Annotated in this window: 24 protein-coding genes and 2 tRNA genes; 19 read left to right on the top strand and 7 right to left on the bottom strand. The window is 67.5% G+C overall.

The features are described 5' to 3' along the window. The 6 genes from D3261_RS17610 to D3261_RS17585 all read left to right on the top strand — a co-directional run. Positions 1–713: TGS domain-containing protein (locus D3261_RS17610; RefSeq protein WP_120074630.1), on the top strand; the 713-nt coding region annotated here is incomplete at its 5' end. After that, complete coding sequence (locus D3261_RS17605; RefSeq protein WP_120074628.1) at positions 710–1,174, top strand: hypothetical protein; 465 nt, start codon at positions 710–712, stop codon at positions 1,172–1,174. The genes D3261_RS17610 and D3261_RS17605, both read left to right, overlap by 4 nt. Before the next feature lie 72 nt (positions 1,175–1,246). Then, positions 1,247–2,014, top strand: coding sequence for a VOC family protein (locus tag D3261_RS17600; protein ID WP_120074627.1), 768 nt, complete (start codon positions 1,247–1,249; stop codon positions 2,012–2,014). Between the two features lie 351 nt (positions 2,015–2,365). Beyond that, positions 2,366–3,475 (top strand): glutamate--cysteine ligase, encoded by a 1,110-nt coding sequence (locus D3261_RS17595; protein WP_120074625.1) that lies wholly within the window; start codon positions 2,366–2,368, stop codon positions 3,473–3,475. A 36-nt stretch (positions 3,476–3,511) separates the two neighbouring features. After that, positions 3,512–4,003: a helix-turn-helix domain-containing protein gene (locus D3261_RS17590; protein WP_120074623.1), complete on the top strand. Its 492-nt coding sequence runs from the start codon at positions 3,512–3,514 to the stop codon at positions 4,001–4,003. Between the two features lie 40 nt (positions 4,004–4,043). Then, on the top strand, positions 4,044–4,532 hold the full coding sequence (locus D3261_RS17585; RefSeq protein ID WP_120074621.1) for a phosphopantetheine adenylyltransferase: 489 nt from the start codon (positions 4,044–4,046) through the stop codon (positions 4,530–4,532). Between the two features lie 9 nt (positions 4,533–4,541). On the opposite strand, the gene D3261_RS17580 is transcribed toward D3261_RS17585, so the two are convergent. Continuing rightward, positions 4,542–4,850 (bottom strand): hypothetical protein, encoded by a 309-nt coding sequence (locus D3261_RS17580; RefSeq protein WP_007691748.1) that lies wholly within the window; start codon positions 4,848–4,850, stop codon positions 4,542–4,544. A 70-nt stretch (positions 4,851–4,920) separates the two neighbouring features. Between D3261_RS17580 and D3261_RS17575 the strand changes: the two genes are divergently transcribed. Further along, positions 4,921–5,436 (top strand): MOSC domain-containing protein, encoded by a 516-nt coding sequence (locus D3261_RS17575; protein WP_120074619.1) that lies wholly within the window; start codon positions 4,921–4,923, stop codon positions 5,434–5,436. A gap of 41 nt (positions 5,437–5,477) precedes the next feature. Then, a tRNA-Leu gene (locus D3261_RS17570) sits at positions 5,478–5,561 on the top strand. Between the two features lie 391 nt (positions 5,562–5,952). Here the strand turns inward: D3261_RS17570 and D3261_RS17565 are convergent. Then, the gene (locus D3261_RS17565; protein WP_120074617.1) at positions 5,953–7,050 is read right to left on the bottom strand and encodes a Gfo/Idh/MocA family protein; all 1,098 of its coding nucleotides are present in this window, start codon (positions 7,048–7,050) and stop codon (positions 5,953–5,955) included. Between the two features lie 373 nt (positions 7,051–7,423). Here D3261_RS17565 and dacZ point away from each other — a divergent pair, with 373 nt between their 5' ends. From dacZ to D3261_RS17515, 10 genes are all read left to right on the top strand, one after another. Further along, on the top strand, positions 7,424–8,236 hold the full coding sequence (gene dacZ / locus D3261_RS17560) for a diadenylate cyclase DacZ (RefSeq protein ID WP_120074615.1): 813 nt from the start codon (positions 7,424–7,426) through the stop codon (positions 8,234–8,236). After that, positions 8,236–9,018 carry a mechanosensitive ion channel domain-containing protein gene (locus D3261_RS17555; protein WP_120074613.1) on the top strand — a complete coding sequence of 261 codons (783 nt, stop codon included), beginning with the start codon at positions 8,236–8,238 and terminating at the stop codon, positions 9,016–9,018. Before dacZ ends, D3261_RS17555 begins: the two co-directional genes overlap by 1 nt. 392 nt (positions 9,019–9,410) lie before the next feature. Further along, entirely contained in the window at positions 9,411–9,938 is a 528-nt protein-coding gene (locus D3261_RS17550; RefSeq protein WP_120074611.1) for an amino acid-binding protein, read from the top strand. Then, positions 9,935–10,888, top strand: a complete 954-nt coding sequence (locus D3261_RS17545) for a homoserine dehydrogenase (RefSeq protein WP_120074609.1) — start codon at positions 9,935–9,937, stop codon at positions 10,886–10,888. Before D3261_RS17550 ends, D3261_RS17545 begins: the two co-directional genes overlap by 4 nt. Before the next feature lie 151 nt (positions 10,889–11,039). Next, on the top strand, positions 11,040–12,305 hold the full coding sequence (gene tuf / locus D3261_RS17540; RefSeq protein WP_120074607.1) for a translation elongation factor EF-1 subunit alpha: 1,266 nt from the start codon (positions 11,040–11,042) through the stop codon (positions 12,303–12,305). Further along, positions 12,302–12,613, top strand: coding sequence for a 30S ribosomal protein S10 (rpsJ, locus tag D3261_RS17535; protein WP_199694056.1), 312 nt, complete (start codon positions 12,302–12,304; stop codon positions 12,611–12,613). The genes tuf and rpsJ overlap by 4 nt, the downstream gene beginning before the upstream one ends. Positions 12,614–12,677: 64 nt before the next feature. Beyond that, positions 12,678–13,286: a rhomboid family intramembrane serine protease gene (locus D3261_RS17530; RefSeq protein ID WP_120074605.1), complete on the top strand. Its 609-nt coding sequence runs from the start codon at positions 12,678–12,680 to the stop codon at positions 13,284–13,286. Positions 13,287–13,293: 7 nt separating this feature from the next. Continuing rightward, positions 13,294–13,365: transfer RNA gene (locus D3261_RS17525), tRNA-Ala, on the top strand. A 243-nt stretch (positions 13,366–13,608) separates the two neighbouring features. Then, positions 13,609–14,268 carry a type I 3-dehydroquinate dehydratase gene (locus D3261_RS17520; protein WP_120074603.1) on the top strand — a complete coding sequence of 220 codons (660 nt, stop codon included), beginning with the start codon at positions 13,609–13,611 and terminating at the stop codon, positions 14,266–14,268. 124 nt (positions 14,269–14,392) lie between these two features. Continuing rightward, positions 14,393–15,505: an NAD(P)-dependent alcohol dehydrogenase gene (locus D3261_RS17515; RefSeq protein ID WP_120074601.1), complete on the top strand. Its 1,113-nt coding sequence runs from the start codon at positions 14,393–14,395 to the stop codon at positions 15,503–15,505. 26 nt (positions 15,506–15,531) lie between these two features. On the opposite strand, the gene D3261_RS17510 is transcribed toward D3261_RS17515, so the two are convergent. The 5 genes from D3261_RS17510 to proS form a co-directional block, all read right to left on the bottom strand. After that, a complete protein-coding gene (locus tag D3261_RS17510) occupies positions 15,532–16,590 on the bottom strand; it encodes an NAD(P)-dependent glycerol-1-phosphate dehydrogenase (RefSeq protein ID WP_120074599.1) in 1,059 nt (352 codons plus the stop codon). 62 nt (positions 16,591–16,652) lie between these two features. Next, positions 16,653–17,630 carry an NAD-dependent epimerase/dehydratase family protein gene (locus D3261_RS17505; protein WP_120074597.1) on the bottom strand — a complete coding sequence of 326 codons (978 nt, stop codon included), beginning with the start codon at positions 17,628–17,630 and terminating at the stop codon, positions 16,653–16,655. A gap of 55 nt (positions 17,631–17,685) precedes the next feature. Continuing rightward, the gene (locus tag D3261_RS17500; protein WP_120074595.1) at positions 17,686–18,363 is read right to left on the bottom strand and encodes a DUF4396 domain-containing protein; all 678 of its coding nucleotides are present in this window, start codon (positions 18,361–18,363) and stop codon (positions 17,686–17,688) included. A 100-nt stretch (positions 18,364–18,463) separates the two neighbouring features. Then, complete coding sequence (gene gltB / locus D3261_RS17495; RefSeq protein ID WP_120074593.1) at positions 18,464–23,023, bottom strand: glutamate synthase large subunit; 4,560 nt, start codon at positions 23,021–23,023, stop codon at positions 18,464–18,466. A 115-nt stretch (positions 23,024–23,138) separates the two neighbouring features. Next, a complete protein-coding gene (gene proS, locus D3261_RS17490) occupies positions 23,139–24,599 on the bottom strand; it encodes a proline--tRNA ligase (RefSeq protein WP_120074591.1) in 1,461 nt (486 codons plus the stop codon). A 483-nt stretch (positions 24,600–25,082) separates the two neighbouring features. Here proS and D3261_RS17485 point away from each other — a divergent pair, with 483 nt between their 5' ends. After that, entirely contained in the window at positions 25,083–25,517 is a 435-nt protein-coding gene (locus D3261_RS17485; RefSeq protein ID WP_120074589.1) for a GNAT family N-acetyltransferase, read from the top strand. The last annotated feature ends 312 nt before the right edge of the window (positions 25,518–25,829 follow it).

Genomic DNA, 25,829 nt, shown 5'->3' with positions numbered 1-25,829 from the left:
CGGTTATCAGAACCGCTGACCTCGTGGTGTTCGTGCTCTCGGTGTTCGAGATCGACCGGTACGAACCCCTCCGACGCGACCTCTACGAGAACAAAATTCGACTCGATACCCGGCCGCCGCGGGTTCGGATCACCCCGAAAGGGAAGGGAGGGATCGACGTCACGCTGGGACCCGAGGTCGACCTGGAACCCGACACGGTTCGGGAGGTCCTCCGCGAGCGCGGCTACGTCAACGCCGACGTCGCCATCACGGAGTCGGTGGATCTGGACCTCCTGCTCGACGGGATCCTCGAAAACCGGGTCTACCTCCCCTCGCTGGTGACGGTCAACAAGGCCGACCTGATCGACCAGGACTACCTCGAAACCGTGAACCGGGAGCTTCGCGAACACGACATCGACCCCGAGGAGGCGGTGTTCATCAGCGCCGAGGAGGAGAAGGGCCTCGACGCGCTCCGCGAGGAGATCTGGCAGGGGCTCGATCTCATCCGGGTCTACATGGACAAACCGGGGCGCGGACCCGACTACGAGGAGCCGCTGGTGCTCAAGGCGGGGCAGACGGTCGGCGACGCGGCGAAGAAGCTCGGCGGGGACCTCGACGACCGGTTCCGGTTCGCGCGGGTGAGCGGCCCGAGCGCGAAACACGACGACCAGCAGGTAGGGAGAGAACACGAACTCGCCGACGAGGACGTCCTCCGGATCGTCGCACGGCGATGAGCCGCGACCGGCGACGCGTGCTCGCGGTCGTCGTCGTTGGACTCGTGCCCTGGGTCGTCCTGTTCTATCCCGGCGGTCAGGAGGCCTACTTCTCCGCCGGACTCCTCAGCTATACCGGGAACTTCGTCACGCTGCCGGCGTATCTCTCGCGGGCGGTCCCCGACTTCCTCCCGTTCGCGAGCGTCTTCTCCATCCTCCCCCAGCGCCTGCTGGCGTGGCCGACCAGCGTGGGGCTGTGGCTGCTGGCGCTCGCGAGTAGCCTGCTCGGTTCCTACGAGGACCGACGGGTGACGGACGGGTTGCTCGTAGTCGCGGGGCTGAGCCAGCTCACGTTCGCGCTCGGGTTCTGGACGGCGGAAGGCTACGTCGCGGTACCGATCGGAGCGGTGCTGTTGGTCGGATTGGGCGTTCTCGACTGGCGCTCGTCGGGGCAGCGTTGGCTGTCGGCGTCGCGTGAGTGAGGGCACGGGTCGGGGGTTTGTGCGGTACGATGTCACAGTAGGTTTTTCGAGGGGCGGACCCCAAGCGAGGGTATGGACGGAACGCTCGACCACACCATGATGCGCGTCGAGGACCTGGACGAGAGCATCGACTGGTACACGACCCATCTCGACTACGAGGAGAAGAGCCGCTGGGAGGCCGACAGCTTCACCAACGTCTTTCTTGGACCAACGGACGTCCACGAGGACGGCGCGCTGCTCGAACTCACCTACAACCACGACGGGCGCTCCTACGAGATGGGCGACGCGTGGGGTCACATCGCGGTGCGAGTCCCGGAGGACGAGCTCCAGTCCTCGTACGACGAGCTCATGAACGAGGGTGTCGAGGACTACCGAGACCCCGAGTCCTGTGACAACAAGTACGCCTTCGTGAAGGACCCGGACGGCCACGAGATCGAGATCGTCAAACGGGACTACGGCGCGAAGTGGAGCCTCGACCACACCATGATGCGTGTCGAGGACGCCGACCAGCAGATCGGCTTCTGGGCTCGCAAGTTCGAGTACGAGACCCAGCCCGAGGGCAAGTGGGAGGCCGACTCCTTCGCGAACTACTTCGTCGCGCCGCGCGACAGCCCACAGGAGGCGATGAGCGTCGAGCTCACCTACAACTACGATGGACGGTCCTACGAGATGGGCGACGCGTGGGGCCACGTCGCGGTTCGGACGGACGACCTCGACGACGCCTGGGAGACCCTGATGACCCGCGAGGCCGAGGACTACCGAGATCCCGAGTCCTGCGACCACAACTACGCGTTCACGAAGGGGCCCGACGGCCACGAGATCGAGATCGTCACGTCGTAGGCCGAAGGCGGGATTTTTCGCGGCGCTGGCCGCCCGCCAGCGGTGCGGTTGCGGTGTGGGCCTGGTGTCTCGGCGAGCGTAAGCGAGCCGAGGCTCAGGAGAGCACCGCTCTCCTGGTGGATGAAGGGCGAACGAGCGGAGCGAGTGAGGGCTTCGGCGGTGCCTGTGCTGGTGCGGGAGTAGGGGATTGTACCGCGAGCGAACGAAGTGAGTGAGCGGGCGCAAGCGCGACCAACGGGAGCGCGCAGCGCTTTTGATCCACATTTTGCCAGCGAGCGAGTGAGCCGAAGGCGAACGAGCGAGTGCAGCAAAAGGTGGGGTTTTAATCCGGTGAGCAGGTATCTCGGCGCAATGGACGTGGGTTCGGCCGAGAACTTCACTCGGATGGGGACTGTCGGGATCGAAGAGGAGTTCTACGTCGTCGACGAGCGCGGTCGGCCCACGTCGGGCACCGACGAACTCGTCTACGAGACCGACCCGCCCCCGATCCTCGACGGCCGCCTCGACCACGAACTCTTCAAGTGCGTCATCGAGACCCAGACCCCGACGTGTGCGGACCTCGACGAGGCCCACGAGAAGCTCCACGAGGTGCGGGCGGCGCTGGTCGAGCACGCCGAATCACACGGGTATGGTATCGCGGCGGCGGGCCTCCACCCGGCGGCGAAGTGGCGCGAGCTCGAACACGCCGAGAAGCCACGGTATCGCGCCCAGCTGGACAGGATTCAGTATCCACAGCATCGCAATACGACGGCGGGGATCCACGTCCACGTGGGGGTGGACGACGCCGAGAAGGCCACCTGGATCGCGAACGAGATCCGCTGGTTCCTGCCCGTGATGCTCGCGCTCTCGGCGAACTCGCCCTACTGGAACGGCTTCGACACCGGGCTCGCCTCCGCGCGCGCGAAGATCTTCGAGAACCTCCCGAACACCGGGGTCCCGACAGCGTTCCGCGATTTCGCGGCGTATCGCGACTTCGAGCGGCTCATGGTCGAACGCGGGTCGATCAACGACCGCGGCGAGCTCTGGTATGACGTCCGCCCGCACACCGAGAACGGCACCGTGGAGGTTCGCGCCCCCGACGGGCAGGCCGACCCCGAGGTTGTCTTCGCGTTCGTGGAGTACGTCCACGCGCTCGTGTTGGACCTCGTGGAGCGATACGAACGCACGGCGGACCCGTGGGCGACCTACCGCTCGGGGGACGGTTCGGGCGCGCCGCCGCTCCGGCGCGAACTCCTCGACGAGAACAAGTGGCGTGCGCTTCGGTACGGCCACGACGCGACGTTCATCGACCGCGACGGGACCGGCACGATAGGGCTCACGGAAGCGGTCGAGCGCGAAGCCGACCGGCTCGGCGTCGACGGGATCGCGCGCGTCGCGGCCGCCGAAAGCGGCGCGGCGAGACAGCGCCGGCTTCTCGAATCCGATGGGCTCGATGGCGTCTGTGCCGCGCTCATGCTGTGAACAAGGCTTTTACTCGACGAGCGGCTCTCGGTAGTCATGTCCACCGACGACCCGGATCCACCCGAGGACGAACCGTCGGACGTCGAACCCGCCGACCTGCGGGCGGAGCTCGACCGTCAGCGGGGCACCGCCCGTCCCGAGCCGGACGCCGAGGGGGTCGTCGACGTGCTCTCTGCCGCGTTCGACACCGACAAGCGCACCCAGGTGTACGTCGGTCTCCGGCAGCGCCCGGACTCGACGGCGGAAGCGCTCGCCGAGGAGACGGGACTCTATCCGACCACCGTCGAGCGAGTGCTCGACGACCTCGAAGCCGAGGGAGTCGTCGAGCGCCGCGTGGGAACGGGCAACGGCGAGCGCTACACCGCGATCGCCCCGGAGGAAGCGCTCGACGTGGCGCTCGGCCGGATCCAGAACGCGATCGACGAGCGGTTCCGGCTCGGCGGGCTGGGCGGCCGGTCGTTCCCGGAGCGCGAACGCAGCGAGCCGGTGACGATCCCGGTCGAGCGGGACGACGGCGACGAGCGGTGAGGAGCGAAGCCACTAAGCCGCCCGCGGCTGACTGGCGGGCATGAAGGTCGCGCTCGGCGGCACGTTCGACCCGATCCACGACGGCCATCGACGGCTGTTCGACCACGCGTTCGAGCGCGGCGACGTCACCGTGGGGCTGACGAGCGACGACCTCGCCCGAGAGACGAGACACGAGGAGCGCTACGTCCGGCCGTTCGAGGAGCGCCGGGCGGACCTCGACGCCGAACTCGCGACGCTCGCCGAGGAGCACGACCGGGAGTACGAGATCCGGCGGCTCGACGAGCCGACCGGGATCGCCGCCGAGGAGGACTTCGACGTGCTCGTGGTCTCGCCCGAGACCGAGAACGGCGGGCAGGCGGTGAACGAGCGCCGGGCGGAAGCGGGGCTCGACCCGCTCGACATCGAGGTGGTCGACCACCTCGCGGCCGAGGACGGCGACATCGTTTCGAGCACCCGGATCGTCCGCGGCGAGATCGACGCCCACGGCAATCTCACACCCGAACGCGAGGGCCGCCCTCGACCGGAGTAGTTCTCCGAACTACCACGCCGGCGGGTCGAGCCCCGCCTCGCGGAGGAGGTCGCGCCACCGGTTCTGGATCGTGAGCCGCGCGACGCCGACCGTCTCGGCGACCGCGGTCTGTGAGCGGCGGTCGCCCGCGATCAGCCCAGCGGCGTAGACGCTCGCGGCCAGCGCGGCGGGTTTCGAGCGGTCGTTCTCGGGCGCGGTCGAGAGGAAGAGGTCGGCCGCGCGGTCGCGGGTCGCGGGGTCGAGGTCGAGCGCGTCGGCCGCCGAATCGAGTTCGGCGAGCCACTCGCGATTGTCGCGTTCGTCGCGCGCCCGGTACATATCCGCACTACGGCTCCGAGACGTAAATCTCGTGGGGAAGGGCTATGTGAACCGCGATGCAGATCCGGGTATGGCCACCGTCGAGACGATCTTCACCACGGACGAGGGCTCCGCGCCGATGAACGAGGTCGAGGGGATCGAGGCCGTCGAGCGCCAGGGACTCCGCGGCGACCGCTACATGACGGGGACGGGCTACTACTCCGGGATGGACGAGTGCGAAGTCACCTTCATCGAGAGCGAGGCCATCGAGGAGATCAGGGAGGAGTACGACATCGACCTCTCGGACGGCCGCCACCGGCGGAACATCGTCACCAGCGGCGTCTCGGTCCACGACCTGCTCGACAAACAGTTCAGAGTGGGCGAGACGGTCTTCGAGGGCACCCGCCCGCGCCCGCCCTGCGCCCACGTCGAGCAGGTCACCGACGAGGAGGGCGTGGCGAAGGCGCTCAAGAACCGACGCGGCGGCATCTGTGCGAGCGTCGTCGAGGGCGGGGAGATCGGCGTCGGCGACGAACTCGAAGCCCTCGACGAGATCGACGAGGATTCGAGTCTCGGCGAGGCGATCAAGAGTCGGCTGGTCGACTGAGCCGATAAGTTCTTTTCCGCCTCGCGGGAACTCGGGAATGCGCGCGGGTAGCCAAGCCAGGAAACGGCGCAGCGCTTAGGACGCTGTCCTGTAGAGGTCCGCCGGTTCAAATCCGGTCCCGCGCAGTGAGTGACGGACGCGAGCGGAGCGAGCGGACGGAACGAACGAGCAGGACCGATTTGAACCCTGCCGGTCGCGCGCAGCGAACGGAGTGAGCGAGCACGTCCGGCTCCGGTTCAAATCCGGTCCCACTCCACCTTTTGCTGCGGTCGGCCGCGAAGCGGCCTCCCTGGCAAAATGTGGATCAAAAGCCACCGGCAGAGCGACGCTCTGCCGAGCCTGCGTTCGTTCCACTCACGCAGACTGTGTCACCCCACTCGCTCCGCTCGGGGGTTCCTTGGCCCGCTCGCTCCCTCCGGTCGCTCGCGGTAGAATTGCTAGCTCCCCACTCACGCACAGTGAACGGAGTGAGCGAGCACATCTAACTTAGGTCAGGCCAGTACTGCCTCCAACAACTCACCAAGAAGTGATCTCCACATCGCGGAGCGGCCGGTCCAACGGCACACTGACCTGGCCGCCGGTGTAGTGCGAGAGGTAGAACCCGACGATGATTTCGAGCGAACGCGTGGCCTCCGCGCCGGTCGAGTGGTTTTCGGCGTCGCCGTTCGCGAGCGCCAGGACGTGTTCGGCGGCGTTCGGGAACGCCCGCCGGTAGTCCTCGTCCCAGGTCCAGGCGTCCTCGATACCCGGCAGCGGGGCTTCGACGTGCTCGCCGTCGTCGAGCCGCCAGTAGCGCCACTCGCCGTCGTCGTTGTTGAGGTAGAGCTTCCCCTCGGTCCCGGTGATCTGAAACGACATCGAGGAGATGTCGCGGGGCACCGTACAGTCGACGGTCGTGAACGTTCCGTCGTCCAGTACCACGAACCCGCCGCCGCCGGAATCGTCGACGTCCTGCCCGGCGTCGAGGGAGTCGACGGCCTCGTTGACCCCGGTGATGTGGCCCGCGACGGTCTCGGCGCGTGCATCGAGGAGATAGACGAGCGTGTCGAGGAGGTGGGTCGCGTTCCGGAGGAGCTCCATCCGGAACTGTGCGTTTACGGCCCTGACCTCGCCGACGAGGTCCTCTTCGCGGAGGAGCGCCCGGAGTCGCTGGAGCTTCTCGGTGAACCGGAAGGAGTGGTTCACGAGGAGTTCGGTGTCGGTCTCCGCACAGACCTCGACCATCTCGTTCGCGTCGGAAACCGAGGACGCGACCGGTTTCTCACACCAGATCACGTCGGGATCCGCGGCCGACCGCGCTGCGTCGCGGACGTGGCGATGGTGGAGGAACGACGGGGTGCAGACCGAGACCACGTCGAGGTCCTCCTCGGCCAGCATGGCCTCGTGGCTCGCGTACCGTCTGCTTTGGGGGATCTCCCACGTTTCTCCGAACCGCGCGAGGGTCTCGTCGTCGACGTCGGCGACCGCCACGAGCTCGATCCCGTCGGTGGCCGCGTAGCCACCGGCGTGGCTGGCGGTGCTCTTCTCGCGCCCGATCGTCCTCTCGTCGTCCATCCCGAGGATACCCATCCCTGCGATGCCACCCGCCCCGACGATTCCCGCGCGAACAGTCATAGTGCTCTACGGTCACCTCGACGTGGAGCCATTCAGTCCTACCGGCTCGCCCGAGGGAAACGGGGAGCGAGAGCACCCCGTCGAACGTATACATGGCGTTGACCGTCACACGTCGGGCGTCGACGCCCTCGCCCGCCCCCATACAGCCGGCCAGCACTCCCACGGCTCCGCCGCTCGCCACGCCGGTGAGGAATCGGCGTCGTTGCATACACCCGCATTAGCTCTCGCAATCAAACGAGTATGGAAGACCGTGTACGTTTCGGTGCGGTGGTGGGCGGGACCACGGAGAACGGGCGTGAAGAGCCCGTGGAACGGAAATTGGCGGACCGCGGTGTCACAACCTTTTTGCGCCGCGAGAGACCCGTATCGACCAATGGCGACCCTGCGCGCCCTCCTCGATGACGTGGTCGAGGGGGCCGAGACGGTGGTGCTGTTCTCCCCGAGCGCGGCCTACTACGAGCGGTCCCTCGACGTCGACGACGTCGACGTGGTGGTGTGTGCGGACGAGAACGACGTCGGCGCGGAGCGGTTCGTGGAGCTGCCCCTGGAGTTCGTCGACGTTGCCGAGCGGATCCGGTTCGGGATCGAGGGTGCGACCGACGAGGGCTACGTCGCCGAGGGCGACGAGATCGTGTGTGCGACGAAGCTCTTCGACGAGACCATCGACAACGTGACCCGCGTGCGCGTCGGCGACTTCGAACCGCTCGGCACCTACGACCTCCTCACGAACTCCCGAGCCGACCCCGACGTGATCAGCGCCGTGATCGACGTCGCGGTCGAGCTTGGCCAGAAGGGCCAGAAGGGCGAACCCGTCGGCGCGCTGTTCGTCGTCGGCGACGCCGGCAAGGTGATGAACAAGTCCCGACCGCTCTCGTACAACCCGTTCGAGAAGTCCCACGTCCACGTCGGCGACCCGATCGTGGACGTGATGGTCAAGGAGTTCACGCGACTCGACGGCGCGTTCGTGATCAGCGACGCGGGGAAGATCGTCTCGGCCTACCGCTATCTCGAAGCCCACGGCGAGGGTGTCGACATCCCGAAGGGGCTCGGCACGCGCCACATGGCGGCGGCCTCGGTCACGCGGGATACCAACGCCATCGCGGTGGCGCTGAGCGAGAGCGATAGGCTGGTGCGGGCGTTCAAGGGTGGCGAGCTGGTGCTCGAGATCGACCCGGAGGATTACTGATGGCGAACCTCGGAACCCTGATCGGAAACCTCCTCTCGGGACGGATCAGCCTCGTGCTGGTCGTCGGTGTGCTGATCGTGGGCGTACTGGTGAGCTACCTCGTCGACCGGCTCGCCGGCCAGGTCCTGATCGCGGTCGGCGTCGAGGACGCCGTCGAGGGGACCACCTCCGACCGGGCCGCCCAACGGCTCGGCACCTCGACCGTCTCCGTGCTCGCGGGGGTAGTGGCGCTGTTCGTGTTCATCGTGTTCCTCGTGCTCGCGCTCACCGTCTCGTCCATCCTCGACGCCACCCTCTATCTCAGTCGGTTCATCGATTTCCTCCCGCAGCTACTCGTCGCGGCGCTCGTGGTTATCTTCGGGCTCGTGCTCGCCGACCGCGCCGAACTCCTCGCCTCCGAACGCCTCCGGAACGTCAAACTCCCCGATGCCGGACTGATCCCCGAGCTCATCAAGTACAGCATCGTCTTCGTCGCGGTGCTGGTCGCGCTGGGCCAGCTCGACGTCGCCGACGACGCCCTCCTCGTGCTCTTCGCAGCCTACGCCTTCGGCCTCGTCTTCCTCGGCGGGCTCGCGTGCAAGGACCTCCTCGCGTCGAGCGCCGCCGGCTTCTACCTCCTGCTCTCCGAACCCGTCTCGATCGGTGACGAGGTCCGGATCGACGGGATGGACGGGATCGTCCAAGAGATCGACGTCTTCGCGATCCACGTCGAGAACGACACCGAGGAGTTCATCATCCCGAACCATCGGGTGATCCGCTCGGGGATCGTCCGAGTCAGGTAATCCGGCCCCACTTTTTTCCTCGTCGGGTTCGCCTCCGGCGAACCACTCCTCGCAAAAACCTGGACTAAAAAGGCTGCTCGCTCACGCTTCGCGTTCGCTCGCGGTACAACCACTCACATTTCCGCACAGCAATGCACCCGCCTCCGCCGAAGCCCTCGCGCTCCCTCCGGTCGCGCTCGCCCTTCATCCACCAGGACCGCACCACTGCCGCAACCGCCGAGACGCCAAGCACCGCAACCGCAACGCGGCCGCCGCACCGCCGCACGGCGGCCGGCGGGACCGCCGTTTCGGCACTCGATAGCCGTCCCACTGAGCGGAGAGTGTGGGATTTATCACCGCTGCTGTACGACCACCGGCATGAACTGCCTCGTTTCGTCGGTGGTGAGCGCTCGATGAGCGAGCCGTCGCCGTCGGCCTCGGCCTACACCGTCCGGCTCGAACTCGTCGACGAACCCGGCGAACTCCTCAGCGCGCTCTCGCCGATCGCCGAGAACGGCGGGAACCTCCTCTCGATCTTCCACGAGCGCGGCTCGCTGACCCCTCGCGGACGGGTCCCCGTCGAGGTCGACCTCGAAGCCACGCCCGAGCGCTTCGAGACCATCGTCTCGGCGCTCCGCGAGGGCGACGTCAACGTGATCCAGGCCGGCGCGGAGCGCTACGGCGAGGAGCTCTCGATCGTCTTCGTCGGCGACCTCGTCGAGACCGACCTCTCGGATACCCTCTCGCGACTCGACGGCACCAGCGCCTCGGTCGCCGACGTCGCGCTCTCGGCCACCGACGGTACCAGCGAACCGTCGAGCGCCCGGATCCGGCTCGCGACCCAGACCGGCGAGCGCGACCGCGTGCTCGAAACCGTCCACGCCGTCGCCGACGAGAAGGATCTCCTCGTTATCGAACCGCTCCCGGGGACCGACCGATGAGGGTCGCGGTCGCGGGCTGTGGGGCGGTCGGCCGCGCGGTCTGCGAACTCGCCGGGGCCTACGGCCACCGCGTCACCGCGCTCAGCGACTCGACGAGCGCGGTCGCGGACCCGAACGGGATCGACGTCGAGGCGGTTCTCGCCCGGAAGACCGAGGAGGGAACCGTGGGCGACGACGAGCCCGCGAGCCTCCCCGAGGCCGACTACGACGTGCTCGTCGAGGCAACTCCCACGACCCTCGGCGACGCCGACCCCGGGTTCACCCACGTCGAGCGCGCGCTCGCGCGGGACGCCCACGTCGTACTGGCGAACAAGGGCCCGGTCGCCGAGCGCTACGCCGACCTCCGAGCCGCCGAGCGCGAGAGCGAGGGCGAGGCCCTCTTCGAGGCGACCGTCGGCGGCGCGATCCCGGTGCTCTCGACGGTGGCCGACCTCGGTCCCGGAAACGTCACCGCGGCCCGTGGCGTGCTCAACGGGACCGCGAACTTCATCCTCTCGCGGATGGCGGCCGAGGGGCTCGGCTACGAACACGTGCTCTCTGAGGCCCAGGACCTCGGCGTGGCCGAGACCGACCCCACCTTCGACGTCGACGGCACCGACGCCGCGCTCAAGTGTGTGATCCTCGCGAACGTCCTGAGCGACGCGGGGGCCACCCTCGCCGACGCCGACGTGGTGGGGATCACCGAGATCACCCCGAACGCGCTCTCGCTGGCCGCCGAAGACGGCCGGACGATCCGGTTGGTGGGCGAAGTGGTGGTCGGCGACGGCAGCCCGTCGGTGCGCGTCGGGCCGCGGCTCGTCCCCACGAACGGCACCCTCGCGGTCTCGGGCACCAAAAACATCGTGCAGCTCCAGACCGAGCACGCCGGGGAGTTGAACCTCAGCGGGCGCGGCGCGGGCGGACGCGAGACGGCGTCGGCAGTGCTCGCGGACGTGGGTCGGCTCTCCTGAGCGGGGGTGGTTTCGAGCACGGATCGGAAACCGTGCTGAGGCGTACCAAGCCACCCGGCATCGCCGGATCCGCGGTCGCGAAATACCGCAATCGTTTTAACTCGAAACACAGTAGGCATCCGATACAGCGCTACCTGCGCGTGAGTTACCAATGGCAGATAAACCGCACCAGAACTTGGCCGTAATCGGCCACGTCGACCACGGCAAGAGCACGCTCGTCGGACGCCTCCTCTACGAGACCGGGAACGTCCCCGAGCACGTCATCGAACAGCAGCGAGAGGAGGCCGAGGCCCAGGGCAAGGGTGGCTTCGAGTTCGCCTACGTCATGGACAACCTCGCCGAGGAGCGAGAGCGCGGTGTCACCATCGACATCGCCCACCAGGAGTTCGACACGGACCAGTACTACTTCACCATCGTCGACACCCCTGGCCACCGCGACTTCGTGAAGAACATGATCACGGGCGCGAGCCAGGCCGACAACGCCGTGCTCGTCGTGGCGGCTGACGACGGCGTCCAGCCGCAGACCCAGGAGCACGTCTTCCTGGCCCGAACGCTCGGTATCGACCAGCTCATCGTCGCCATCAACAAGATGGACTTGGTCGACTACGAGGAGAGTCGCTACCACGAGGCCGTCGAAGAGGTCAAAGGCCTGCTCGGTCAGGTCAACTTCTCGACCGAGGACGCGGGCTTCATCCCCGTCTCGGCCTTCGAGGGCGACAACATCGCCGAGGACTCCGAGAACACGCCGTGGTACGACGGCGAGACGGTGCTCGAGGCACTCAACGACCTGCCCGAGCCCCAGCCGCCCACGGACGCACCGCTCCGACTCCCGATCCAGGACGTCTACACCATCTCGGGCATCGGTACCGTGCCCGTCGGCCGCGTCGAGACCGGCACCATCGAGGGCGGGGACAACGTCTCCTTCCAGCCCTCGGACGCCTCCGGCGAGGTCAAGAGTGTCGAGATGCACCACGAGGAAGTGCCCTCGGCCGGCCCCGGCGACAACGTCGGGTTCAACGTCCGTGGCATCGGTAAGGACGACATCCGCCGTGGCGACGTCTGTGGTCCAGCCGAGGACCCGCCGAAGGTCGCCGAGACCTTCCAGGCCCAGGTCGTCGTGATGCAGCACCCGAGCGTGATCACCGCGGGCTACACGCCCGTGTTCCACGCCCACACCGCGCAGGTGGCCTGCACCATCGAGTCGATCGACTCGAAGATCGACCCCGCCAGCGGCGAGGTCGCCGAAGAGGAGCCCGACTTCATCCAGTCGGGTGACGCAGCGGTCGTCACCGTCCGCCCCCAGAAACCGCTCAGCATCGAGCCGTCCTCCGAGATCCCCGAGCTCGGGAGCTTCGCCATCCGCGACATGGGTCAGACCATCGCCGCCGGCAAAGTGCTCTCGGTCAACCAGAAATAATGCAGCAGGCGCGCGTCCGTCTGGCCGGCACCAGCCCGGAAGACCTGGATGACATCTGCGACGACGTTCGCGAGATCGCCACCAAGACGGGGGTCAACCTCAGCGGGCCGATCCCGCTCCCCACCAAGCAGCTCGAAGTCCCGGCGCGGAAATCACCCGACGGTGAAGGGACCGCGACGTGGGACCACTGGAACATGCGGGTCCACAAGCGGCTGATCGACCTCGACGCCGACGAGCGCGCGCTCCGCCAGCTCATGCGGATCCAGGTGCCGAACGACGTCTCGATCGAGATCGTCCTCGAGGACTGAGTTCGGCGCGTCGCGCTTTTCGTCCGACCCGTGCAGTTTTCTACCGCGAGTGACAACTGGGGCTATGCGCGGGTTCGCCGACAGCCCGACCCTCCAGACCCTCGCGGTGATGGGGGTCGTGTTCGTCGTCCAGCAGGTCCTGCAGTTGGTCGGGCTGATGAGCTTCTTCTTCGTGTTGAGCCCGTCCTTCCTCGTTCGGCCGTGGTCGCTGGTGACGAGCGTCTACGCCCACGCGAACCTCGCCCACCTGCTCGGGAACGCGCTCGTACTCCTGCCGGTGGGGCTCGCGATCGAGTCGTTCACCTCGCGGGTCCGGTATCACGCCTTCTTCGTCACGACGGGCGTGATAGCGGGCCTCAGCCAGGTCTTCCTCACCGGGAGCGGCGTGCTCGGCGCGAGCGCGGCGATCTTCGCGCTGCTCGGCTACCTCGTCACGGGCAACCCGGTCTCGAACTCCGTGCTCGACCGCCTCGGCCTCAACCGACGCGTCCAGTTGGTGGTCTTCGGCGTGCTCGCGGTGCTCGTCACGGTGTTCACCGGGTCACCGGGCGTCGCGCTGGTCGCCCACTTCACCGGCTTCCTGCTCGGGCTGGTGAGCGGTCGGCTGGGGTTGCTCGGAACGAACAAACCCCGGCACAGAACGCAAGTTACAAACCGACCGCCCGGGTACTGAGGGATGCGGGCTCGTAGATCAGTGGCAGATCGCTTCCTTCGCAAGGAAGAGGCCCCGGGTTCAAATCCCGGCGAGTCCATCCCACCTTTTGCTGCGGTCGCTCGTTCACTTCGTTCACTCGCTCCCTGGCAAAATGTGGATCAAAAGCCTGCGTCACCCCTCCGGGGGTTCCTTGGCCCGCTCACTCACTCCGCTCGTTCGCGGTGAATGCACTCACGCAACCGCACAGTCCGGGTCATCTCATCGAGTACGCCGGATGCTGCGCCTCCAGTGACGAGAAACAGCCGAACGAGTTTTCGGCGGGTCGGACTGAGCTGAGAGCATGAACTTCGAGACCCCGGTCCTCGCGGCGGCCACGGCCGACCTCGCCGACGAGCCGGCGGCCCGCGAGCACGCCGACGCCGTCGAGTTCCGGATGGACCTCGCCGAGAGCCCGCTCGACGCGCTCGGCGCGTACGACGGCGACCTCCCACTCATCGCGACGAACAGAACGGTCGAGGAGGGCGGCGAGGCCGAGGCCGAGGGACGGCTCGCGGCGCTCGAACGCGCCGTCGAGCATTCCCTAGTGGAGGCGGTCGACGTCGAACTCGCGGCGGTCGACGAGGCGGATTCGGTGATCGACCACGCCCGCGAGAACGGAGTCGAGGTGATCGTCTCGGCCCACGACTTCTCGGGAACCCCGTCGCGGGTCTCGATGCGGGAGACGCTCACGAGCGCGGTCGACCACGGCGACGTGGGGAAGCTCGCGATCACGGCCGACAGCCGCGAGGACGTGCTCGCACTGCTCGCGGTGACCGACGAGATCGACACGGCGGGGCACGCGGTCGCGACGATGGCGATGGGAGAGGTGGGACGGCACTCACGGGCGGTCGCACCCCAGTACGGCTCGCGGATCGCCTACGCGCCCGTCGACCCCGGCGAGGCGACCGCACCGGGTCAGTACGACCTCGCCACGCTCGCGAATCTCCTCAACACGCTGTAGCGCGACGTCGACGCTCGGCGCTCGTCGTCGCTGGGACGTCCGCGAGGGCCGGCTCACCGGTCGCCCACGGAGAGCACCTCGAAGGGTAATCCACAAAACCGCTCGGCGGTAAGTACACGGTGCGATGGAGATCGAAGCTGCGGTCGTCAACGAAACCGGTGGACCGTTCGAGATCGAGCGCGTGACGCTGGACGACCCCCGCGCGGACGAGGTGCTCGTGCGGATCGTCGGCGCTGGCATCTGTCACACCGACCTCACGGTTCGGGACGGGAACTACCCGCCCGAACCACCCGTCGTCCTCGGCCACGAGGGATCGGGTGTCGTCGAGGCCGTCGGCGACGAAGTCACGGACGTCGAACCCGGCGACAGGGTCGGGCTCACGTTCGACTACGACGATACGTGTGCGAACTGTCGGAGCAAGGACGTGGCCTACTGTGACTCGTTCTTCGAGCACAACTTCGGCGGGGAACGCTTCGAGGACGGCTCGTCGCCGATACACAGCGACGGCGAACCGATCGGCGCGAACTTCTTCGGCCAGTCCTCGTTCGCCACCCACGCCATCGCCCACGAGGAGAACGTCGTCCCCGTGCCGGAGGGGATACCGCTGGAGCTGGCGGGGCCGCTCGGATGTGGCGTCCAGACCGGTGCGGGCGCGGTGATGAACTCGCTCGACGTCGACTCCGGCTCGTCGCTCGTGGTCTTCGGTGCCGGAACGGTCGGGCTCAGTGCGGTGATGGCCGGACAGGTGGTCGGTGCGACGACCATCGTCGCGGTCGACCTCTTCGACAACCGTCTCGACCTCGCGGCGAAGCTCGGGGCGACGACGACGGTGAATCCTGAATCGGTCGCCGACGTCGTCGAAACCGTCCGCGAGGCGACCGACGGCGGCGCGGACTACGCCGTCGAGTCGACGGGCGTCACCGACGTGCTCAAACAGGCGTTCGACTCGCTAGCGAAGCTCGGCACCGTTGGCGTGGTCGGCGCACCGCCACTCGGGACCGAGGTGAGCCTCGATGTCAACGACTTCGTCACCACCGGTCGGTCCGTTCGCGGCGTCGCGGAGGGCGACTCGTACCCGAAGGAGTTCATCCCGACCCTCGTCGAGCTCTACCGGCAGGGACGGTTCCCGTTCGACGAACTCGTCGAGTACTACGACTTCGAGGCGATCGAGGACGCGGTCGCGGCGTCCGAGAGCGGCGAGACGATCAAACCGATCCTCCGGATGAGCGACGCGTAATCGGCGTCGTCGCGGGAACGAACGGCTCAGATGACGCCCGTCACCGTGGCGACCTCCCGCGCCGCGGGCTCGTTCACGCCGTTGCCGAGGATGGTGTAGCGGTCCCGGATCTCGTGGGCGGTCGTGAGCGCCTCGATGACCGCCTCGTCGTCGATACCGAGGCCGTCAGCGGTGGTCGGCGCGCCGATCCGGGCGAGCGCGTCGCGGATGTTCCGCCATCGGCCGTCGTCGCCGGTGTGGAGGTACTCGGTGAGGATCGAACCCACTCCCACTTGGTGGCCGTGGAGCGCCACACCGGGCGCGATGCGGTCGAGCTGGTGGCTGAAGAGGTGTTCGGCCCCGCTCGCGGGTCGCGAGGAGTCCGCGATCGACATCGCGACCCCCGAGGAGACGAGGGCCTTCACTACGACCCACGCGGACTCTTCGAGCCCCTGCTTTATCGAATCGGCGTTGTCGACCAGCATCTCGGCGGTCATCCGGCTCAGCGCGCCGGCGTACTCGGAGTATTCGACGTTCTGGAGCCGGTGGGCGAGCTGCCAGTCCCGAACAGCGGTGTAGTTCGAGATGATGTCGGCACAGCCCGCAGTAGTGAGCTCCCACGGCGCGTCGGCGATCACGCCCGTATCGGCGACCACGGCCAGCGGCGGCTCGGCGGCCACGCTGTGACGGGTGTCGCCCTCGGGGACCGAACCGCGACCGGAGACGATACCGTCGTGGCTCGCCGCGGTCGGCACCGAGACGAACCCCAGTTCGAGGGTGTCGCTCGCCATCTTCGCGATGTCGATGGGTTTGCCGCCGCCGACGCCAACCAGAAAGCCGGCGTCCTCCTCACGGGCGGTCTCGACGACGCGCTCGACGGCGCTGAAACTCGCCTCCTCGACGACGACCGTCGCCGGCTCCGGGCCGTCCGCGGCGAACGACGCCGCGACGCGTTCGGCGGCCACCTCACGGGCGGTCGGGGAGGTGACGAGGAGGGGCTGGCCCCCGAGGTGGAGCTCGGCGATGGCGTCGGTGGTCTCGTCGAGGACGCCGTGGCCCACCACGACGTTTCGCGGCAGGCGGATCCACGTCGATTTGTCGAACATGTTCTCGGGTATCCCCGGTGGCGCATAACGTTCCCGACCGCGAGCGCGGGAATCGGCCCCCGTCAGATCGTATCGAGGATGCCCAACACCCGCTCCTCGGCGGCGCGGTCGGGACCGTTCTCGCGGCCGGTGCGCTCGGAGTTGCAGTGGTCCTCGACGGTCGCGGCGAGCGCCTCCTCGATCGGGGTCGCCGCCCAACCCAGCCCCGCGAGCTTCGCGGTCGAGAGCACGTGCGGGTAGTCGAGCTGGAGCGGGAAGTCCTCGGGCGCGAGGTCGGCGGCGGCGAGTTCGCGCTCGTTCGCGGTCACGACCTCGACCTCGGTCCCGAGCGCGTCGGCGACGAGTTCGATCCACTCTTCGAGGACCGGAAGCCGGCGGTCGCCGACGTTGTAGGACGCCCCCGGATCGCCGTCTTCGGCCACCCGCACCAGCGCGCTCGCCACGTCCTCGACGAAGACCATGTGCCGGAGGCTGTCACCGTCGCCGGGGACCACCACCCGGTCGTGGTTTGCGACGCGGTCGACCCAGTAATCGAAGCGTTCGGTGTAGTCGTGTGGGCCGTAGACCACGGGCGGGCGGACGCTCATCGCGCTGATGCCCTCCTCGCCAGCGGCCGCAACCACACGGTCGATTTCGGCCTTTCGCGGGCCGTAGGTCTCCCACGAGTCGTCGGTCGCCTGCTCGTCGGTACACTCGTGGAGCGGCGTTTCGTCCTCGCGTTTGGGGATTTCATCGGCCCCGTAGGCCGCACCGCTCGATATCACGACGTAGGCGTTCACGTCGGCGAACACCTCGACCGCGCGACGGACCTCGTCGGGGTGATAGGCCACACAGTCGATCACGACGTCGGGGTCGGTACGCCGGGCCGCGTCTTCGAGGGCTTCGGGGTCGGTCCGGTCGCCGACGACGTGCTCGACGGTCTCGAACGGGATCTCGTGGTTCCCGCGGTTGAAGACGGTGACGTCGTAGTCGTGGTCGAGGAGTGCCGCGACGGTGTGACGGCCGATGAAGCGCGTGCCGCCGATGACGAGTGCGTTCACGGCTACACACGCACGGCGAAGCCGCAAAACGATGTCGAGCGGTGCGGGAGCGTTCTCACGATGCCGTCTGTCCGCGTTCGGTCGGGTTCTGCATCCCACCCTTGACCCCGCGATGGACCAGGTAGACGTTCACCGGGTAGGCCACGAAGTAGCCCACCGAGAGCGAGAACGCGAGCCCCGTCCAGAAGAGCAGGTCGCCGATGTGGGCGTCCCCGGCGATCCAGATGTCGGTGCCGATGGCGGCGACCTCCATCACGGTGATGCTCGCGGTCTCGCTGTAGAACGAATCCGAGAGCGCCTCGCGGAAGCCGACGCCCTCTTGGAGCAACGGGCCGATGGTGAGCGCGAAGCCGAACAGGTAAGCGAGCGAGAACGTCACGGCCGCGGTGAGCGCCGTGCTGGAGACCGCGAGCACGCCCGCCATCGTCACCACGCCGACCACTTCACCCGCCCCACAGCCCGAGTAGCAGTGGGTGACCGAACGAAAACCCTTCCGCCAGAGCGAGTCGCCCGCGATCTGTGACCGGCCGGTGTACCAGTAGGCCCCGAGCGCGATCGGCCCGGAGTAGAGCGTCGAGAGTCCCCACGCGAACTGCATCAGCGAGGCCGTCTCGGGGTTGTTGGTCCGGAGGTCCCACGCGAGAACGGCGAGCGACGATGCAACGAGGACGACCCACACCGCGACCACGACCGGGTCGGTGAGAAGACCGGTGAGTGTCGTTTCGAGAGTCACGTCGGTCGATAGGGGTTCGGGGTTTACCGCGATTCTGGTTTCGAAAGCGAGGCTATTTCGGTTCGGGATTTGGTTTCGAAACCGTTCGGACGATCCGCCCTCAGTCCGCGCCGCCCTCGGCGACGCGCTGCTCGCCGCTCGCGGCGCTCGCCTGGGCCGGCGGTCGGGTTCTGACGTCGGCCTCCTCGCGCTCGGCGATGGCGTCGGCGTAGGCGTCGGGCATCACCTTCACGAACTGCGTCTTCACGTCCTCCCAGTCGTCGAGCACGGCCGCGCCACGCTCGGAGTCGGTGTAGGCGACGTGGTTCTCGACCAGCCGGCGGAGCATCGCCTCGTCCTTCCGGTCGAGGTCGCGGCTCGTACTCACCATGCCGTGGTTCACCTTCGCGTCGAACTCGTCGTCGGGGTCGAGGACGTAGGCCACCCCGCCGCTCATCCCGGCCGCGAAGTTCTTGCCCGTACTCCCGAGCACCGCGATGGCGCCACCGGTCATGTACTCACAGCCGTGGTCGCCGACCGACTCCACCACGCCCGTCACGCCGGAGTTCCGAACCGCGAACCGCTCGCCCGCTTTGCCGTTGATGTAGGCCTCGCCCTCGGTCGCGCCGTAGAGCGCGACGTTGCCGATCAGGCTGTTCTCGGCGGCCTCGTAGGCCGCGTCGGGCGGGGTTTCGAGCACGAGTTTGCCGCCCGAGAGCCCCTTGCCGACGTAGTCGTTCGCGGTCCCGGTGAGGTCCATCGTCACGCCCGAGGCGAGGAAGGCCCCGAAGCTCTGTCCGGCCGTGCCGTCGAAGCCCAGGCGGATGGTGTCCTCGCCGAGGCCCGACCCACCGTGTTCTCTCGAGATACGGTTCGAGAGCAGCGCGCCGACCGCGCGGTCGACGTTCGAGATGTCGTAGTTCAGCGAGACGGGCTGGCCCGCCTCGATCGCTTCCTCGGCGTCGGCGACGATCTCGTGGTCCAGCTGCTCGTCGATCTCGTGGGTCTGTTCCCTGACCTTGGTTCGTTCGGTGCCGGGCTCGCCGTCGCTCCGGGGCTCGGCGAGCACCGCCGAGAGGTCGACCTTCCGCGCCTTCTCCTGGCTGACGTCCTCGCGCTGGGCGAGGAACGACGGCCGGCCGACCATCTCCTCCACAGTGGTGAAGCCGAGCTCGGCCATTAGCTCGCGGAGCTCCTGGGCGATGAACGTCATGTAGTTGATGACGTGGTCCGGCTCGCCCGAGAAGCGCTCGCGGAGCTCCTCGCGCTGGGTCGCGACGCCCACGGGACAGGTGTTCTCGTGACACTGCCGAGCCATCACACAGCCCGAGGTCACGAGCGACGAAGTCCCGAAGATGTACTCCTCCGCGCCGAGCAGTGCCGCGACCGCGACGTCCCTTCCGGTTTTCAGACCGCCGTCGGTCGAGACGCGGATCCGGGAGCGCAGGCGGGTCTCCCGCAGCATCTGGTTCGTCTCGGCGAGGCCGAGTTCCCACGGGACGCCCGCGTTCTTGATCGAGGTTCGCGGGCTCGCGCCCGTCCCCCCGGAGTGACCCGAGATGTGGACCACGTCGGCGTTGGCCTTCGCGACCCCGGCCGCGATGGTGCCGATCCCCGCCTCCGAGACCAGTTTGACGTTGATGTCGGCCTCGGGGTTCGCGGCCTTCAGGTCGTGGATCAGCTGTTTCAGGTCCTCGATCGAGTAGATGTCGTGGAGCGGCGGCGGCGAGATGAGTCCCACACCTGGAGTGGCGTGGCGAACGTGGGCGATCATCTCGTTGACCTTCTTGCCCGGGAGGTGGCCGCCCTCACCCGGTTTACTACCCTGCGCCATCTTGATCTGGAGCTCGTCGGCCGAGGTGAGGTACTCGGAGGTGACCCCGAACCGACCCGACGCGACCTGTTTGACGTTACACTCCTTCTCGGTGCCGAACCGTTCGGGCGGTTCGCCGCCCTCGCCGGTGTTCGACTTCCCTCCCAACCTGTGCATCGCCACCGCGTTGTTCTCGTGCATCTCGGGCGAGAGACTCCCGAGGCTCATTGCGGCCGTCGAGAACCGCTTCACGATCTCGGTGACGGGTTCGACCTCGTCGACCGGGACCGACTCACGGTCGGAGTCGAATTCGAGCAAGCCGCGGAGACTCTGGAGGCGTTCCTGCTGGTTGTTCATCAGCTCGGCGAACTCGCCGTACTGCTCGTAGTCGCCACGGCGGACGGCCTGCTGGAGCGCGCCCACGGTCTTGGGGTTCCACTCGTGGAAGATCCCGCCGGAGCGGTGTTCGTACTCGCCCTGGCGTTCGATCTGTGGGTCCTCCGAGAACGCGACCGTGTGGCGGTCCGCGAGGTCCTCCTCGACGTCCTCGATACCGATCCCGCCGGTTCGTGAGGGGGTTCCCTCGAAGTACTCCGCGACGAACGCCGAATTCACCCCGACCGCCTCGAAGATCTGCGCGCCCTGGTAGCTTTGGACCGTGGAGATCCCCATCTTCGACATGGTTTTCAACAACCCGTCTTCGAGCGCCTCGATGTAGGCCCCGATCGCGGCGTCGAGCTCCGCACCGTCGCCGCCCGCGGTGAGGTCCGCGATGGTCTGGTAGGCGAGGTAGGGGTTGATCGCGCCCGCACCGTAGCCCACGAGCGTCGCAATGTGGTGGACGGCTCTAGGGTCGGCCGACTCGACAACGAGCCCCGCTCGATTTCGGAGCCCGTTGCGCACGAGGTGGTGGTGGACCGCGGCGGTCGCGAGCAGGCTCGGGATCGGCTTCCGGGACTCGCTCGCCGCACGGTCCGAGAGCACCACGATGTCGTGGTCGTCGGCGGCGACGCTGGCGTCCTCGCGTACCCGTTCGACCGCGGTTTCGAGGTCGCCGTCGGCCTCGTAGGTGATGTCGACGGTCGCGGACGTCAACCCGTTGGCGTCGCCGTTCATCGACTTGATCGCCTCGGTCTGGGCGTCGGTGAGGATCGGCGAGTCGGAGACCAGCTGGCGGGCGTGCGCGCGTGTCTCCCCGAGGAGGTTGTGCTGGTTGCCGAGCCGGGTTTCGAGCGAGGTCACCAGCTCCTCGCGGATGTAGTCCAGCGGCGGGTTGGTGACCTGGGCGAACAGCTGTCGGAAGTAGGTGAACAGCGGGCGGTTGAACTGCGAGAGCACCGAGAGTGGCGTGTCGTCGCCCATCGACCCCACGGGGTCCTTACCCTTGGTCGCCATCGGTTCGAGCAGGTTGTCGAGTTCGTCGTAGGTGTAGCCGTAGAGCGCCTGGTGGGAGCGGAGGTCGTCGACCGCCTCCTCGGCGTCGCGTGCAGCGTGTTCGTGGGCCGCGTCGCCGGCGAGGTCGTCGAGCTGGACCTGCTCCTCGCCGACCCACTCGGCGTACTTCTCGTCGGTGAGGCTCTCGAAGGCCTCCTCGTCGGGAACGACCCGGCCCGCCTCCGGGTCGGCGACGAAGAGCTGTCCGGGTTCGAGCCGACCGCGCTCCTCGATCTCCGCGGGGTCGAGGTCGAGCGCGCCGGCCTCCGAGGCCATCACCAGTCGGTTGTCGGTCGTGATGTCGTACCGGCAGGGCCGGAACCCGTTCCGGTCGAGCACCGCGCCGACGCGTTCGCCGTCGGTGGCCGCGACGAGGGCGGGACCGTCCCAGGGCTCCGAGAGCGAGGCGTGGTAGTCGTAGAACGCCCGGCGCTCGTCGCTCATCTGGTGTTCCTCGCCGCGGAACGCCTCGGGGATCAGGAGGCGGAGCGCGTGAGGCAAGTCCCGCCCGCCCTGGAGGAGGAGTTCGAGCGCGTTGTCGACGCTCGCGGTGTCCGATTGCTCGGGGTCGGCGATCACGGGTCGGACGGCGTCGATGTCGAACTCGTCGGTTCGGATGTCGTTCTCGCGCGCCCGCATCCAGTTGACGTTGCCCTGGATGGTGTTTATCTCGCCGTTGTGGATCACGTTCCGGTAGGGGTGGGCGAGATGCCACGCACCGAGGGTGTTGGTCGAGAAACGAGCGTGGACCAGCACGAACGTCGAACGGATCCGCGCGTCGGTGAGGTCGGGGTAGTAGTCGGCGATCTGGTCGCCCTTCAGGAGCCCCTTGTAGACCAGCGTCTGCCGGTCGAGCGAACAGATGTAGAACCGCTCCTCGCCGTCGGGCTCGCGCTCTGCGACCGCCTGCTCGACCGCCCGCCGGGCGACGTAGAGCCGGTGGTCGAACGCCTCGGTTCCGATGTCGTCGTCCGGGACGACGAACGCCTGGGCGGAATCGGGCTCGGCGTCGAGGGCGGTCTTGCCGAGGTCCGCGTTGTCGGTCGGGACGTCGCGCCAGTGCCGCACCGAAAGACCGTGGTCGGCGAGACGGTCCTCGAAGAGCTCCTGTAACGTCCGGCGGGCCGCGTCGTCGCGCGGGAAGAAGACCGAACCGACGGCGTAGGTCTCGGGGAGGTCGACGTCGAGTTCGTCGGCGAAGAAGTCGTGGGGCGTCTGGAGCATGATCCCCGCGCCGTCACCGGTGTTCTCCTCCGCACCGGTCGTGCCACGGTGTTCGAGGTTCGCGAGGAGGTCGAGACTGTCGGCGACCACCGAGTGGTCACAGCCGCCATCGAGATCCATCACGACGCCAACACCGCAGTTCGACCGCGCCTCCGTGGGGTCGACGAGCGTCGCCGCCGACTCCTCTCCGGAGGGGTGATGAGTAGCCATATGTCACCGGATACCGTGGTGTCCAATAAGAGGTTGTCCCTGAAAGCATAAGTGTCTGTTAATACCATACATATGCATCAGGGCCGCTCGAAGGGGCCGCGGGTCCGGGGCCGGTTCAGTAGGATTTGGCGAAGTAGGCCGTCTCGGTGGCCTCGTCCCCACAGATCGCACAGGTCTCCTGGATTGGTTCCTCGTCGCGGTCGAGTGGCACCATCACGATCTCGGCGGCGATCTGGTCCTTGATCTCGGTCTCGCAGGCCTCGTCGCCACACCACCCGGTTCTGACGTAACCGCCGTGCTGGCCGATGGTTCCCAACAACTCGTTGCGGCTCTCGGCCTCGCGGATGTTCCCCTCCAGGTGCTCCTCGGCGGCGGCGTAGAGCTTCGCGAAGACGGTGTCGAGGTGGTCCTCGACGGTGCTCGCGATCCCGTCCCGGGATTCGACCACGGACTCGCCGTCGGGGCGGTGGACCAGCGTGGCCTCGCCGTCCTCGACTTCGTGGGGGCCGACCTCGATCCGGAGGGGGACCCCGTAGAGCTCCCACTCGTTGAACTTGAAGCCGGGGTTGCGCTCGTCGCGGTCGTCGAGTTCGACCCGCAGACCCGCCTCGTCGAGTTCGGCCGCGAGGTCGGCGGCGTAGTCGAGCACTTCTTCCTGAGTGTCCTCCTGCCAGATCGGCACCACGACGACCTGTTCGGGGGCGAGCGCAGGTGGGAGCACGAGCCCCTGGTCGTCGGAGTGGGTCATCACCATCCCGCCGAGCGCGCGCCACGACAGCCCCCACGAGGTGGTGTGGGCGACGTGTTCGTTCTCGTCGCGGTCGACGTAGGTCATGTCGAACGCCTCCGCGAACCCGTCGCCGAGGTAGTGGCTGGTGGCGGCCTGGAGCGCCCGGCCGTCGGGCATGAGGGGTTGGATGGCCGCCGTGGTGTGCGCGCCGGGGAACTTGTCGTGTTCGGGTTTGCGGCCCTCCAGCACCGGCATCGCGAGCACCTCCTCGTGGAGCTGGCGGTACTGTTCGAGTCGGCGCATCGTCTCCTCCCACGCCGCCTCGCCGTCCTGGTGGGCGGTGTGGCCCTCCTGCCAGAGGAACTCCTTCGTGCGGAAGAACGGCTTCGTGTCGGTGGCCTCCCAGCGCACCACCGAACACCACTGGTTCACCCGCATCGGGAGGTCGCGGTGGCTCCGGATCCACTGGCTCATGAAGGGCGTGATGATCGACTCGCTGGTGGGACGCACGGCGAGCCGTTCGTCGAGCTCCTCGTTGCCCGCCTCGGTGACCCACGCCACCTCGGGGTCGAAGCCCTCCACGATGTCCTTCTCGCGTTCGAGGTAGCTCTCGGGGATGAACATCGGGAAGTAGGCGTTCTGGACGCCCGTCTCCTTGAACCAGCCGTCGAGGTGGTCCTGGATGCCCTCCCAGAGGGCGTAGCCGCGGGGTCGGGTGACGATGAACCCGCCCATCGGGGCGTAGTCCGCGAGCTTCGCTTTCTTGACGACCTCGGCGAACCACTCGCCGGTCGCGTACTCCTTCGATTCGGTGATACCGAGTTCCTGTGATTCCGGTTCGCTCATACGTAGTCGTGTCCGTGATGGGTTAAACGCGGTGCGGTTCCGTCGAGTGCGAAGGGATGACGAGTGGCTCAGCGGCCACTCGGCGGGAACGGAACCGGCGAGCCGGCTCGACGGGAAGCGATCCCCTGGTCGAGTCGGTCGTTCATGAGACATCGCAACGGCCGCGACGCTATAAATTCGAGGGGTGGTAAGCGCCCTCGCCGGAGGGGAGTGGGCGACCCAATGCAGTACGGCTGCTGTCGGCGCGCGGGAGGCTGAAAGCCGACTCGCGCGAGGGATGAGTGAAGCGAGTGAGCGAAGCGAACGAGCGGAACGAATCGGCTGGGGAGGTATGTGGCCGATGTGGGGCGGAGGCGGTCTCTCGTTTGTGTCGGGATTCGCAAATCGTGCTGCTTCGATCATGATATGATTTGGTGTGATCGGCCAGAATGGGGAACTCCGGAGCGCCACCAGAACTACGTCGTCTCCACGGAGAGCACCACCATGACCGACCTCGCAATCGTCGAGCTCGGTCCCGAGGACGCCGACGACTACCTCGAACTCTATCGCGGGTTCGAGTGGTGGGCCGACCGGGACCGTGCGAACGTCGAACGTGCGCTCGAACACACCCCGCTCGCGGTCGGCCTCCGGGAAGCGGGGGAACTCGTGGCGGCGGCACGAACCCTCACGGATTTCGTCTACTACGCGAAGGTCTACGACGTCGTCGTCGCCGAGTCACGTCGTGGCGAGGGGTTCGGTGCCCGACTGATGGAAGCGGTCACCGAGACGGCGGCCCTCGATTCCGTCGACGTACTCGAACTTCGGTGTCGCGAGGGGTTGGTCCCATTCTACGAAGGCGCTGGATTCGAGGTCGACGATGTTCGGGCCGATGTCGATGGGCACGACGAGGCGTTCGTGACGATGAACTACCAGCGATAGCGAGCGAGCGGCCCGCATCGGAACCACTACGAACGCGGCAGATCGGATCGGGCATCTCAGGATGAGATCACATCCCCATGGAGTATTTTTCAGCGATCCGTGGACGATCGGTGTCGGTAGATTAATACTATGGAGAATAGTTGACAATGTATGGCTCCAAACGACGAGCGGACACGACGGACCGAGACCGGCGACTCCAACGCGTCGCGCCGACGATTCCTCAAGTCGGCGGGTGCGGTCGGCGTCGTCGCGGCGGGCGGGCTGGCCGGCTGTTCCGGTGGCGGCGGTGGCGGCAACGAGTCGGGCAACGGC

The sequence above is a fragment of the Halococcus sp. IIIV-5B genome (assembly GCF_003602035.1).
GTDB classification, from domain to species: Archaea; Halobacteriota; Halobacteria; order Halobacteriales; family Halococcaceae; genus Halococcus; species Halococcus salsus.
This window is presented reverse-complemented; position numbering and strand designations above follow the sequence as displayed.